General features: G+C 35.1%; 10 protein-coding genes and 4 pseudogenes. 8 read left to right on the top strand and 6 right to left on the bottom strand.

The genetic code is table 11. The annotated features are described in order from the left end of the window. Positions 1–6: 6 nt before the first annotated feature. Positions 7–992 (bottom strand): annotated as a pseudogene (locus tag LZ578_RS04430) (YeeE/YedE family protein). Next, positions 893–1,318 carry a hypothetical protein gene (locus tag LZ578_RS04425; RefSeq protein WP_235146115.1) on the bottom strand — a complete coding sequence of 142 codons (426 nt, stop codon included), beginning with the start codon at positions 1,316–1,318 and terminating at the stop codon, positions 893–895. The pseudogene LZ578_RS04430 and the gene LZ578_RS04425 overlap by 100 nt, the downstream one beginning before the upstream one ends. A 171-nt stretch (positions 1,319–1,489) precedes the next feature. On the opposite strand from LZ578_RS04425, the gene LZ578_RS04420 reads away from it, so the two are divergent. The 4 genes and pseudogenes from LZ578_RS04420 (at position 1,490) to LZ578_RS12665 (ending at position 6,202) form a co-directional block, all read left to right on the top strand. Further along, positions 1,490–2,404: a LysR family transcriptional regulator gene (locus tag LZ578_RS04420; protein ID WP_235146114.1), complete on the top strand. Its 915-nt coding sequence runs from the start codon at positions 1,490–1,492 to the stop codon at positions 2,402–2,404. 165 nt (positions 2,405–2,569) lie between these two features. Continuing rightward, the gene (locus tag LZ578_RS04415) at positions 2,570–3,184 is read left to right on the top strand and encodes a 50S ribosomal protein L25 (RefSeq protein ID WP_235146113.1); all 615 of its coding nucleotides are present in this window, start codon (positions 2,570–2,572) and stop codon (positions 3,182–3,184) included. 191 nt (positions 3,185–3,375) lie between these two features. Next, positions 3,376–4,860, top strand: a complete 1,485-nt coding sequence (thrC, locus tag LZ578_RS04410; protein ID WP_235146112.1) for a threonine synthase — start codon at positions 3,376–3,378, stop codon at positions 4,858–4,860. A 38-nt stretch (positions 4,861–4,898) separates the two neighbouring features. Then, a pseudogene (locus LZ578_RS12665) lies at positions 4,899–6,202 on the top strand (hydroxymethylglutaryl-CoA reductase, degradative). Between the two features lie 78 nt (positions 6,203–6,280). Here the strand turns inward: LZ578_RS12665 and LZ578_RS04400 are convergent. After that, the gene (locus LZ578_RS04400; protein WP_235146111.1) at positions 6,281–6,601 is read right to left on the bottom strand and encodes a hypothetical protein; all 321 of its coding nucleotides are present in this window, start codon (positions 6,599–6,601) and stop codon (positions 6,281–6,283) included. An 87-nt stretch (positions 6,602–6,688) separates the two neighbouring features. After that, positions 6,689–7,866 (bottom strand): annotated as a pseudogene (locus tag LZ578_RS04395) (hydroxymethylglutaryl-CoA synthase). 256 nt (positions 7,867–8,122) lie between these two features. On the opposite strand from LZ578_RS04395, the gene LZ578_RS04390 reads away from it, so the two are divergent. Then, complete coding sequence (locus tag LZ578_RS04390; RefSeq protein ID WP_311198608.1) at positions 8,123–8,497, top strand: DUF188 domain-containing protein; 375 nt, start codon at positions 8,123–8,125, stop codon at positions 8,495–8,497. Positions 8,498–8,567: 70 nt separating this feature from the next. Here the strand turns inward: LZ578_RS04390 and LZ578_RS04385 are convergent, their stop codons facing one another. Then, positions 8,568–9,947 carry a uracil-xanthine permease family protein gene (locus LZ578_RS04385; RefSeq protein WP_235146110.1) on the bottom strand — a complete coding sequence of 460 codons (1,380 nt, stop codon included), beginning with the start codon at positions 9,945–9,947 and terminating at the stop codon, positions 8,568–8,570. A 280-nt stretch (positions 9,948–10,227) separates the two neighbouring features. Here LZ578_RS04385 and LZ578_RS04380 point away from each other — a divergent pair. The 3 genes and pseudogenes from LZ578_RS04380 to LZ578_RS04370 all read left to right on the top strand — a co-directional run bounded on the left by LZ578_RS04380 (position 10,228) and on the right by LZ578_RS04370 (position 12,244). Continuing rightward, positions 10,228–10,565, top strand: a pseudogene (locus LZ578_RS04380) (PadR family transcriptional regulator). Positions 10,566–10,576: 11 nt separating this feature from the next. Beyond that, positions 10,577–11,560: a permease prefix domain 1-containing protein gene (locus LZ578_RS04375; RefSeq protein WP_235146109.1), complete on the top strand. Its 984-nt coding sequence runs from the start codon at positions 10,577–10,579 to the stop codon at positions 11,558–11,560. A 132-nt stretch (positions 11,561–11,692) separates the two neighbouring features. Then, positions 11,693–12,244, top strand: coding sequence for a TIGR01440 family protein (locus tag LZ578_RS04370; RefSeq protein ID WP_235146108.1), 552 nt, complete (start codon positions 11,693–11,695; stop codon positions 12,242–12,244). Positions 12,245–12,288: 44 nt separating this feature from the next. On the opposite strand, the gene LZ578_RS04365 is transcribed toward LZ578_RS04370, so the two are convergent. Further along, the gene (locus tag LZ578_RS04365) at positions 12,289–13,161 is read right to left on the bottom strand and encodes a transporter substrate-binding domain-containing protein (protein ID WP_235146107.1); all 873 of its coding nucleotides are present in this window, start codon (positions 13,159–13,161) and stop codon (positions 12,289–12,291) included. Positions 13,162–13,172: the final 11 nt, after the last annotated feature.

Raw genomic sequence — 13,172 nt, 5'->3', positions numbered from 1 at the left:
TTTATATTATTTCTTTTTTCTTAAGTCTGGAACACTACTTACTTTTCCTGCAAATAATTTCATTCCTGCTAACCCACCAAGAGTCATGGTTATTAAGAAAACCCAACCCGAAACAGAGAATGTACTCATTGCTGAATAAAGAGCTCCAGCATTACAACCTTTAGCAAAACGTGCACCGAATCCCATCAAGGCTCCGCCTAGTGCAAAAATAAGATATCTTTTTTTGCTAGATTAATTTTAAATGACATTCTTCCTGCCATTAAAAATGCTACTGTTCCACCTAGTACTAATCCTATATTTCTGATCGTACCACCGTCACTTAATAATCCAGCATTAGCTTTTTCAACAATACTTGTAAAAACTGGAGAACTAAAATTAACTCCTAAAGGTTTTAATAAAGCTACTTCCCACAATGTAAATGAACTAGTAACTCCCCATGCTTTACCAGTTGTAATCACGATAAATGTAGCAATAATCGCAATCAATAATGCACCTGTCTTAAAAGTAAAACGTTCAATGAATAGTTTATGATAGGTATGGTAACTGAAGAAAGACGTTTTTTCTTCATCCTTTAGTGGTTTTTCAAAATCTTCCCAGTCACCTTCAGGATCCATATAGGTTCCTTCTACTTTTCTTTTATTCTCATAATAAATAGTGTACCAATAGATTAAACCTACAGCTGCCAATGAAATAAGTAGTGCTCCAAAATAACCGAACGTGTCTGGTAAATACATTCGAAATCCAATTTTTCCAAAGCTAGTTTGGTCGATAGCATAGCGAGCCCACTCTCCTGGTGCAGCAGCTAAAACGAAGAAAATCAACGAAACCATTGCTCGACCTTCCCCTTCTCCCATATCAGTTAAGGTACCCGATGCACATCCTCCAGATATCATCATTCCCATTCCGAATAGGAATCCTCCAACAATAATTCCAATATTTGTAAAACGAACATTTTGTGTACCCGGAATAATGGCTTGTCCTTCTGAAGCCATAAATGCTGGAACCGCACCTTGTTGCGCAGAAAGCCACTGAATTCCAAAAATAAGAACATCGTAACAACGAGCATTAATAAAAGAGCTTTTGTTAGGCTACCTTCTCCTCTTATGAATATTCTTTTCACTCCACCAGCAAACCCAAAACGAGCTCTTGATAGAACAAACCCCAACGTGACTCCCGCTATCAATTGGATAGGGAGAATAGCGTTTAATGAATTTAGATATACCCCAAAAATAAATAATAATACAATTAAAATAAAACCAATAATGGGCTGCTTCTTATCAAATGACGCTTCTACATCTTTTCTTGCTATAGTTTGCATTTTTTCACTTCCTTGTGTTTTTCTTCACGTGCTTTCATTCATCAGTATACCGGCTATTTGATTGTTTTAGAAATAACGAAATGCTATACTACTATAATAAAAAGGAATACATAAATACATCTCGTATATCCATAATAATATTCTATTGCCCAACAAAGAGGATGGTTAAAGATGATTGATTATAGATACAAAACATTTTCTGTTTTGGCTGATACATTAAATTATACGAAGACAGCAAAATTGTTAAACTTATCCCAGCCTGCTGTAACAAAACATATTCAGTATTTAGAATCTCATTTAAACACGGAACTCGTCTCTTTTGAAAATCGAAAGTTAACCTTGACTAAAAAGGGTCAATATTTAAAAACTGAAATGGATCGGTTCATCCAAGAAACTGAGTTTTTAAAAGAACATTTAGCAGAAAATCCAATCCAAAAATCTCTATTAGTTGGTGCAAGTCGCACTATTGGAGAATACTTTATTACCGATAAACTTCAGCAATTTACACTTCAAGAAAATGATTCAGAGATCGACCTTGTTATTGACAACACAAAGAATTTACTCGTACTACTCAATAACGGAGACTTAGATGTCGCACTTATTTCTGGACCATTTAATAAAGAACTTTATGAAACACAAATTTTTTTTGAAGGACTTATTGTAGCGGTTTGCTCACCCGATAACCCCATTGCACAATCGAAAAACATTTTGTTTTCTGATTTAGAGAACGAAAAATTATTGTTACGTGAAAAAGGATCCGGCATTAATAGCTCCTTACAGGAAACTCTCTCTGAAAAAGGTTTATCTTTGGATATTTTTTCTAAACGAACTATAATCGGTAATATTCATTTAATGAAAGAATTAATAAAAAAAGATGAAGGAATTGGTTTCTTCTATTATATTTCCGTAACAGATGAAATTATCGACCAAACACTTCAAATAATTCCTATTTCTGACTTATCATTTTCCCAATCATTTTATTTAGTCTTTAACAAAAATACACCTCCCAATAAACTAAGAGAAAATTTTTTACAATTATTTAATGAAGAAGTTAGAAATGAAGCTAATAAAAATTCCTCTTCTTAAACGAATGGATGAGACAGATTAGGAATTCATTTATTAAAACTTGACTACAAAGTGGATTATTTCATTTTTATTTGGTATGATAGTCTATATTATGTTCATATGATTAATATATCCTTATTTATAAGGATTCAAATAATTAATATGTCCTATTGGAGGAAATTTTTTATGAAATTACATGCTGAAAAAAGAGAAACAGTCGGAACTTCTTCATCAAAAAAAGCAAGAGCCGATAAGAAAATACCTGCAGTGGTATTCGGAAAAGAGTTTGGATCAACTCCGGTACTAATTGACAGAAAAGAATTAGAAGATCTTGTTCGTGAACTTGGTCGTAATGCTGTATTTAATGTAGATATCGATGGTAAAGAAACTCAAGTATTAATCAAAAACATCGACCGCTCTGCTTTGAAGCCTGAATTCTACAATGTAGAAATGCAAGCAATCACTAAAGGTCAAAAAGTTACCGTTTCTGTTAGCATCACTATTGAAGGCGCAGAAGAAGTCAAAGAAGGAATTGTTACTCAAGCTTTGAATGAATTAGAAGTTGAAGTAGCTCCTGCCGATATTCCAAATGAAATCAAAGTAAATGTAGAAACACTAGAAATTGGTGACGTAGTAACCGTTGCTGATCTAGTTACACCTTCTAACTTAACAGTTGTAACAGAAGATGATACTACTGTTGTAGTAGTCGCTGCTCCACAACTTGAAGAAGAGCCTGAAGAAGGTTCTGATGTTGATGCAGAAATGCCTCAACCAGAAGTAATTGGCGAAGACAAAGAATAATCATTCAACAAAACCTCCTTATCTCAGTTAAATCTGAGACAAGGAGGTTTTTTTATTATGCTTTTAAAAAAACATACTGAAAATGATTTCTTTCTTTTCTAAATTAATTAAAATCAGGATTGAGATATCCATCTAATTATGAGATACTTTTGATTAGAAAATCCTCATTTAAGAAAGAAGGAGTGAATCACATGGCGATTACTTATCATAGCACTAGGAATTCTCTTTTACAGTACACTGCTTCAGAGGCCATCTTACGTGGAATATCTCCGGATGGTGGTCTATTCGTTCCATCTACAATTCCAAAATTGTCTTTTCCTTTAGAAAGAACTGCACAAATGACCTATCAAGAGTTAGCTTTTCTAATCATGAAAGATTTTTTACCTGATTTTACAGACAACGAACTACAAGATTGTGCTTCTGTTTATGATACTCGGTTTGATGATCGTAAAATTACTCCATTGGTCTATAAAGATTCTATTTATTTTTTAGAACTCTTTCACGGTCCTACGATTGCTTTCAAAGACATGGCTCTTTCCATTCTCCCACGTTTAATGACAACTGCTGCATCCAAAAATAATGTAAAAAATGAAATCGTTATTTTAACTGCAACATCTGGGGACACTGGGAAAGCTGCAATGGTAGGTTTTGCAGATGTTCCTCAAACTAAAATCATCGTATTTTATCCCAAAAATGGTGTGAGTGAAATCCAAGAAAAACAGATGCTTACTCAGCAAGGAGATAACATTTCAGTAGTCGCTATAGATGGTAATTTTGATGATGCTCAAAGTAAAGTAAAAGAGATGTTTGCTGACAAAACAATAGCAGATGAACTAGAAGCAAACGGAATGCAATTTTCATCAGCAAATTCAATCAATATTGGTCGCTTAATTCCACAAATTATTTACTACTTTTATGCTTATGGACAAATGATCCAATCAGAAGCCATCCAATCTGGCGATTTGATTAACGTAACCGTTCCTACTGGTAATTTTGGGAATATGCTAGCAGCTTATTATGCTAAACAAATGGGTTTACCCATTCATAAATGTATTGTAGCTTCTAATGAAAATAACGTACTAACTGATTTCTTCCAAACAGGTACGTATGATCGAAATCGTGACTTTACACTCACTTCCTCTCCTTCCATGGATATTTTAGTATCCAGTAACTTAGAAAGGCTTCTTTACATGCTTCTTGGAGAAGACACACAGAAAGTTAAAAAATATATGAACGAACTATCAACAGAGGGCCGGTATCAAGTAGCAAAACAAGTAATGAGTGAAGCAACTGATTTTTATGCTGACTTCGCAACTGAAAAAGAAGTTCTAGAACAGATTAAAAAAACGTACAAAGATACAAACTATATCATAGATCCTCACACGGCAGTTGCTACTGTTGTTGCTAATAAATATCAAGACACTTCCGGAGATAAAATTCCAATGCTCGTAGCCTCAACAGCAAGTCCTTATAAATTTCCTACGGCAGTTTTGGATGCAATTGTTCCAAATTTTAAAGCTGACTCATTAGAAGACTCTCTGGCTGAGCTAAAAAGAAACTCTAACATTCCTTATCCGCCTGCTATCGAAGAAGCACTCTACTCTCCAGTCCTTCATAATACGGTAATCACTACTGAAGAAATGCCCGATGAGGTAAAAAGAATATTAGGGATTTAAATAGATTATAAGAACGATTATTAATAGAAGGAGTTTATATGGACATTGAAAATCATTTTTTAGAAAAACTTTATAAGAAAAAAAGGATAGAACGTGTGGATGCACTCCAAAAAGCTTTGTCTTTAACATCGAATCAAGTCCGTAACTTATTAGAGGGGCTCCCTTTAGAGGAAGATACAGCAGATAGTATGATTGAAAATCAACTTGCTACCTACCAATTACCCTATGGAGTTGCTCTAAATTTTTTAATTAACGATGAGAAATTTGTAGTTCCAATGGCTATTGAAGAGCCGTCGGTTATCGCAGCCGCCAGCTCTGCTGCGAAGTTTTTTAGTCAATATGGTGGATTTCAAACTGCTGTTACGGAACGAATGATGATTGGTCAAGCCGTTCTTACTGGTGTACCGGATATGAAAAAAGCTATACAATCCTTGGAAAAAAACGAAGAAAACATTGTTCAAATGGCAGATAATGCTCATCCTTCTATTGTAAAAAGAGGAGGTGGTGCTGTCTCCATACAAATTAAAGAAATTAATGCCAATAGAGAACTAGACTATCCAGACTTTCTTATTGTTCATCTATATGTAGAAACATTAGAAGCTATGGGAGCAAATATTATCAATACGATGATGGAAGCTGTTCTCCCTCTCTGGAAAAATATTCAGGTGGACAAGCTTTGATGGGGATTTTATCAAACTATGCTACCGAATGTCTGGCAACAGCTACTTGTCGAGTTCCCGCACACGCGCTAGCCAAAGATTCATTTAGTGGTGAGGAAGTTCGTGACCGTATTATATTAGCCTCACAGCTAGCCATTGCGGACCCTTATCGTGCGGTTACCCATAACAAAGGTATTATGAATGGAATTGATGCCGTAGTCTTGGCAAGTGGAAATGATTGGCGAGCTATTGAAGCAGGTGCTCATGCCTACGCATCTAAAAGTGGACAGTATCGAGGGCTTTCTATTTGGAAAAAGGCAGAAAATGGAGATTTGATTGGTAAACTAACTCTTCCTTTACCTATTGGTACAGTAGGTGGATCCATTTCTTTCCATCCCGGTGCCAAAATGACCCATCAGTTATTAGGAAACCCAGATGCTGAAACATTAGAAGCCATTATTGTATCCGTAGGACTGGCACAAAACTTTTCAGCTGTTCGTGCTTTGGTTACAGAAGGGATTCAAAAAGGCCATATGGGACTACATTCTCGTTCTTTAGCGATCAGTGCTGGAGCTAGTGGGGATGAAATTGAAAAAGTAGCTTCCCAATTAAAACTGGAAACAAATAAAAACTTAGCAACTGCTCAGAGAATCTTGGAAATGATTCGACAACAGATAAAATAAAATAAACCATCTTCAATCATCAGACTTTAAAACTCCGAATAATTGAAGGTGGTTTATTTAAAATTCTTTCTATACATATTAATCGAATACCGTATTCCTATAAACAATCAGACTAATTATATTTAGGAAAATGGTTACGATAAGAAGTATAGCGGCAACCCAATTTAAAGTATTGCTTGTATCTAGTAACACAGTCCAATCTTGAATCTCAACTAAATAAGTATTGTATGCAATTTGGAACCATAAAGAAATTGCACAAGCCGAAATACTTAATAAAATCAAGATGGAATGATTCCTTCTTGTTTTCCTAGGCTGAATCATACTATAAATAGGAATCATCCAAGCAATCAACCCCAAAATAAAGCTTCCTATATTTAACCATCCATAATTCAATATCATCAGCTACCTTCCAATTCTATCTTCATTTTTATAAAAAACTCCCACAAATTAGATCGTTAACTCTAACTGGTGGAAGTCCATTTCTTCTTATTTTGTTGATCTATTCATAATGTAGTATCGTTTATGATCTTTAATGCCACCCAGACAAATAGGTGAATCATCGCCATTGCTATCTACTTTAAAAGAAGAGCCATCCTGAGGAAGTGCTTGAGAAAATAGTTGTTCATATTTAGCAACACTTACTTTTTCCCTGTCTTCAAATATACACCTTATTGCTTTTTGAGGAAGCATATCTGAATAGTTTTCAACCAATGTTCCTGAGAAAAATTCCCCAACGGCACCGGATCCATAACTATACATTCCAATACGATTTCCAGCTTTTTGTTCCGTTGATTTAACTAATAAGGATAAGAAGCTAAGATAAAGAGATCCGGTATAAATATTCCCAACATTTCGGTTGAGTAAGGTACTCGCTTTGTACTCGGCAGTTAATTGATTTTGTTTTTCTTCATCTACTTCTGACAAAATTTCACGAAGTGCTTTTAGCCCCATTTTTGTAAAAGGTAGATGGAAACAAATCGCATCCAAGTCATCCAAGGTCCGACCTGTAATTTCTTTATACTGATTCCAAACAGTTAGGAAAAAAGCTACATACTGCTCATTGGAATATTGACCATCTACCATTGCATACTCTGCATAGGCAGGTCTCCAAAAATCCATGATATCTTTAGATGAATAAGCAGATTCTTTATCTAATGAAAGAATCCGTGGTTCTGCACTGATAATCATTGCAACCGCACCAGATCCTTGTGTTACCTCTCCCCCAGTTGCTAGACCATAACGAGCGATATCACTTCCGATAACAAGTGCTTTTTTTCAGGATTTAAAGCAATATGCCCTTTAGCCATTTGAATTCCTGCCGTAGCTCCATAACAAGCGTGTTTAATCTCCATACAGCGCGTTTGGGAAGGTAAGCCTAATAAATCAAGCACATAAACTGCAGCCGATTTGGATGCATCAAATCCACTCTCTGTGCCAACAATAACTAAATCGATGTTTTCTCGATCTTCTTTATCCAAAATCTGTAAAGCAGCATTTGCAGCCATTGATACAATATCCTGACTAAGCGGTGCAACAGACATCTCATCTTGACCAATCCCAATTGTATACTTTGCCGGTTCGTCGCCACGTACTTCAGCGAGCTCATTCATATCTACGTAAAAGGGAGGAGTATAAAACCCTATTTTATCTATTCCGATATTCATAACATGCTCCTTATCTGTTCTACTCATTTCTATTATTGTAGGATCTCGTTCTTTTTATCATAAATGGTTTATGCAGAAATTACAAGAATAGCCAATCTAATTTAATGATAATTTATACTTCTTCGTATTTTTCATATGATTTATGCTATTCCTTTGCTAAAATGAATACAAAGGAAGTGACACAAATGAAAGTAATGATTGATGGGGATGCCAGTCCAGTTAAAAATGTGGCTATAGAAGAAACAAAAAAAGAAACATACCGATTGTCTTAGTAAGTAGTTTTGCCCATTATTCTACCAAAGAACAGCCTCCACATGTAGAAGTTATTTATGTTGATTCTTCTGCAGAAGCTGCTGATTACAAAATCATGCAAGTTGCTCGTCGTGGCGATATCTTAATTACACAAGATTATGGTTTAGCATCCCTCGCTTTAGGAAAAGGATGTACCATTTTACATCATAAAGGTTTTGAATATACAACTAGCAATATTGAAAAACTTTTACATGATCGTTATTTAAGTGCACAAATTCGTAAAAGTGGTAAAAGAACAAAAGGTCCTAAACCTTTTACTCTTCAAGACTCTGAGAAATTCCGCCACCTTTTCGTCCAGATTTTAGATCAAACGACCTAAGTAATTACAAATAAATCCGCAAAAAAAGGTTGAGACATTTTTCGTCTCAACCTTTTCTAGTTTTCAAAATTTAGTTTACTGCTTCCTCAGGTTTTTCTTTTAAAATAATATTTAACACAAGTGCTACAATCGTACCAGCAGAAATTCCCGAAGAGAATAATCCACTTAAAAATCCAGGTAAAGAAGCAGTTACTTCCGGACGGAAAGCTACTCCAAGCCCTACTCCAATAGCTGATGCTACAATAATCATATTTCGGTTATTAAAATGAACACGTGATAAAGATTGGATTCCAGCAGCTGCTACAGTCCCAAACATTAAGATTCCTGCTCCACCTAATACAGGCATAGGCATGATAGAAACTAATGTGGAAAACTTAGGGAAAAAACTCATTAAAATCATAATATACCCTGCTGCAACAGCAACTTTACGAGAAGCATTTTTAGTTAAAGGAATTAATCCAGCATTTTGACTAAAAGTTGCTGCAGGTCCGGATCCAATAATGGGAGATAAGAAACTCCCTACCCCGTCTGCTCTTACACCAGCTGCAATTCGTTCATCACTTAATTCTGTTTTAGTAACTTGACCTAACGTTTGCATAACTCCAACGGTTTCAATAACGGTTACTAAATAGCCAGTAATAAAAGGAATTGCATATTGTAATTTAAAAGTAACACCATATTTAAATATTTGTGGCCAAGCAAACCAAGCTGCATCTGATATTAAAGAAAAATTTACCATTCCTAAAGGAATACAAACGATATAACCGATTACTGCACCAATTAGTACAGCCATTGGTCCAATTTTCTGTCCAGCATAATGATTGATTAGAGCAATAACCAAAAAGACAAATACTGCAATAAGAATGTTACGAGGATCTCCATAAGTAGCAGCTCCTACTCCACCAGCAGCCCATTCCATCGCTACAGACATCAAGGTCATCCCCATTAAAGAAATAACAGAACCTGTAACAACTGGAGGGAAGAATTTCATTAGAGGTTTTACAAAGTAACTCATACCAATTTCCAAAACAGACGCCATCATGGTTCCACCGAAGTAAGCACCAATTCCTCCAACTGCAATAACAGAAGCAGCAGGACCAACAAAAGCAAAATCAGTCCCCATAATAGTTGGTAAGCCTCCACCAACACGGAAAGCTTTTGGCCCAACACCTTTTGATTGGATAATCGAAACAATCCCTGATGCAAGTAATGCTGCACTGACTAAATAAGCAGTGTCCGTAACTCCAAATCCAGCCATACCTGCAATAATAAGTGGAACGGCAACTAAACCTCCAAAAGCTGTAATGACATTTTGGAAACCCAGAACAGTTGTAGTCACAAAATTAGGACTATCTTCTACTCCATAATACAATTCATCATCTTTCCGTTGATTAGCTTCGATAGGTCTTTCATTTGCCAATCCAATCGGTTTTGTTAGTTCACCTTCCAAAATTAAACCCTCCTATTTACGAACCTTTAACGTTCGTATTAATTTTTCATTCGTTTATATCTGTTGAAGTCATTATATGTTTCTTTTTAAAAAAGTAAATAGCTTATACACGAACGATAGGTCATTATTCATTAGATTTATCTCATAAAGTGCTTTCATTTTTTGCTAAGGTAAATATTTATCTATTCAATAAGAACTTATCTAGCTATTTTACTTTACCTGTCGTAGTAATCATGGTATACTTTTGTTACTACGACAGGTGGAGTAAAGAGGTGATTTTATGATTACAAGTGATGTTATGCGAGGGTTTAATGATTTGATTATTTTGTCTGTATTATTAGAAGAAGATTCTTATGGATACCAAATTTCTAGTACCATTAAAACTATTTCTAAAAATACATATGTAATGAAAGAAACAACACTCTATTCTGCTTTTGCTCGGCTTGAAAAAAAGAACTTATTCGCTCCTATGCTAGCAGTGAATCTTTTGGAAAGCCACGAACCTATTACACCATTACTCCTTTAGGAAAAGCAGTTTATCAAGAGAAGGTTTTAGAATGGCAAGAAACTAAATTATTAATCGATCGTTTTACCAATCGTAATAGAGAAACTATTTAGGAGGAGAAAAAATGAATACGATATACAATTATGTCGAATCTGTATTTATTAATCTTCCGCAGACAGCAGAAATGATCCGTCTAAAGGAAGATATGCTCCGTAACATGGAGGATAAATATCAAGATTTAAAAGCAGATGGTGTAAATGAAAATGAAGCAATTGGAACTGTATTAACAGAATTTGGAAATATTGATGAAATAATCGATGAATATAATATTTCACCTGAAGATGACTCTTTTACAGAAAATAAAAATGAAATTTATTTAAGCGATGATGATGCAGAAGATTATTTAGAGCATCGTCATAAATTCGCTTTTGCTATTGCACTAGGTGTATTTCTTTGTATTATTGCAGTAGCTCTATTTTTTTCTGTCATTTCATTTTTCCAATTTCTCTTTCCATCCATTTCTGAAAATGTAAGTGGAGTAATCGCAATTGCAACCCTACTTCTGATTGTAGCTATAAGTATTGGACTCTTTATTATTTTTGGACTAAAAGAAGCAAACTATCCTTTCGAAAAAAAGATATTGAATCTTGATCCACGAACCTACTCACGTATAAAAGTAGAATATGATTCATTTAACCCACGTTTTGCTTATGCAATAGCAATTGGAGTTGTTCTTTGTATTCTAGGTCCCATTAGTCTCTTACTGACTGTTACATTATTAGGGGATCAATATCCTCTTTCTATTGTATTTCTACTAGGCTTTGTAGCTATCGGTGTTTTTCTATTTATTTATTACGGAATTCAAAAGAATACCTTTCAGAAATTACTTACGATTGGGTCACACACACGCGCTCAAGTAAAAGTAAATACACTCACTGATTCCGTTGCAAATATTATTTTCCCTATTGCAACCCTATATTACCTATACCAAGGATTCTTCAATAACAATTGGGGTGTTGCATGGATTGTTTTTCCTATTGTTGGAATTTTATTTGCTGTTTTTGCTGCCATAACTGAAGTGATTACTAATAGAAGAGACTACAGATAATCCCCTCCCCTTCATCTTGCTTTAAAAGATGAAGGGGTTCTCTTTCCTTTAATAAGATGACAAAATAGTGTTTTTGTTAGATAATAGAAAGGAAGAGACGAGGACTAGGTCTAGAAAAAAAGGAGTTTTATGATGTTAGAAGAAATTAGAATGCAAACAGAAAACGCATTGCGAGAACTCATTTCCGTTTCAAAGTTAGAAGAAGGAGATATTGTAGTAGTAGGTTGTTCTTCTAGTGAAGTTTTAAGTGAAACAATTGGTACCTCTTCTAGTGAAGAGGTAGGTAAAGTAATTTTTGATACCGTTAAGAAAGTATTACGACAACATCAACTCATATTAGCAGCTCAATGTTGTGAACATCTAAATCGTTCTCTCGTGATTGATAAAAGAATAGCAAAAAAAGAACGTTATACAATTGTCAATGCAATCCCTTGGTTGAAAGGTGGAGGAAGTTTCGCAACAGCTGCATATCATGGTATTGAAAATCCGGTTTTAGTTGAAGAAGTAGAAGCCAAAGCAGGTCTTGATATCGGGCAGACCTTTATCGGTATGCACATGATTCCAGTTGTAGTACCCGTACGCTTATCCGTTAAAAATATTGGAGGAGCAATCATTTCTGCTGCTCGAACTCGTCCTAAATCTATTGGTGGTGAACGTGCCCATTACGATGAGCGTCTACAATAAAAACAAAAAAGATACTCCAATTTTATGGAGTATCTTTTTTGTTTTTATTCTATTGTATTTTCTTCCATTAATTGAACATTGTCTGATATTAATTGATCAATGTCCCCAGAGGCTTTCATTTCATCAATGATTTCATTTACTTTTGCTAGTAAGCTACCATTATCTTTTGCAACAGCAACAGCTGCTTCATTTGGTGAACTTTCAATATCCAATTCTGCAATCATTAAGTTTTCATTTTCATCTGCATAACGACCAGCTGTATTATCTACCATCAAGATTGCATCCACTTTTTTAGTATTTAATGATAGGATTGCCGTTCCCCACTTACCAACCGATTGTAGATAAGAATCAGCAAATTCTTCTTTAATAAAATCTTCTTGGATGGTTGATTTTTGTGTTGCCCATTTAGCGTCTGTCAATGATTCTTTAGAAGTGTATTTATCAGCATCTTCTTTTCTAATCAATACTACATCTTTTTGAGAAATGTAAACGTCCGTAAAATCAACACTCTCTGCACGTTTTGGAGTTGGATTCATTCCTGCTAGAACAATATCCACTTTCCCAGTAGTCAAAGCAGGGATCAGACCATCAAAGTCCATATCTTTTATAACTAACTCTACTCCAATTTCTTCCGCAATTGCTTTTGCGATATCAATCTCGAATCCAACAATTTCATCTTTTCCATCTTTTACTAAATGCCACTCATAAGGCGGATAATCAGCAGTTGTTGCCATTACTAATTCGCCCTTCTCTTGAATATCTGCTAATTTACTATCATCAGTAAGGACTACTTCTGATTCAGAGTTCGCTGAACCCATTCCTTCTGAAGAATCACTTGTTCCAGTTTCTCCTCCACAGGCTGCTAAAGCAAGTATTGACATTGTTCCGAGTATTCCTTTTAACCAATTCTTTTTCATATTACTTCCCC

It is taken from the genome of Jeotgalibaca sp. MA1X17-3 (assembly GCF_021513155.1).
Classification (GTDB): Bacteria; Bacillota; Bacilli; order Lactobacillales; family Aerococcaceae; genus Jeotgalibaca.
The sequence above is the reverse complement of the archived record's forward strand: the minus strand, read 5'-3'. Positions and strand labels throughout refer to the sequence as shown.

What these genes read in the sequence shown, in the direction of transcription:
- LZ578_RS04375 (WP_235146109.1), top strand. Translation starts at nt 10,577, where the DNA reads ATGAATACGATATACAATTATGTCGAATCTGTATTTATTAATCTTCCG.
- LZ578_RS04415 (WP_235146113.1), top strand. Translation starts at nt 2,570, where the DNA reads ATGAAATTACATGCTGAAAAAAGAGAAACAGTCGGAACTTCTTCATCA.
- thrC (WP_235146112.1), top strand. Translation starts at nt 3,376, where the DNA reads ATGGCGATTACTTATCATAGCACTAGGAATTCTCTTTTACAGTACACT.
- LZ578_RS04370 (WP_235146108.1), top strand. Translation starts at nt 11,693, where the DNA reads ATGTTAGAAGAAATTAGAATGCAAACAGAAAACGCATTGCGAGAACTC.
- LZ578_RS04365 (WP_235146107.1), bottom strand. Translation starts at nt 13,161, where the DNA reads ATGAAAAAGAATTGGTTAAAAGGAATACTCGGAACAATGTCAATACTT.
- LZ578_RS04425 (WP_235146115.1), bottom strand. Translation starts at nt 1,318, where the DNA reads ATGCAAACTATAGCAAGAAAAGATGTAGAAGCGTCATTTGATAAGAAG.
- LZ578_RS04400 (WP_235146111.1), bottom strand. Translation starts at nt 6,601, where the DNA reads ATGATATTGAATTATGGATGGTTAAATATAGGAAGCTTTATTTTGGGG.
- LZ578_RS04420 (WP_235146114.1), top strand. Translation starts at nt 1,490, where the DNA reads ATGATTGATTATAGATACAAAACATTTTCTGTTTTGGCTGATACATTA.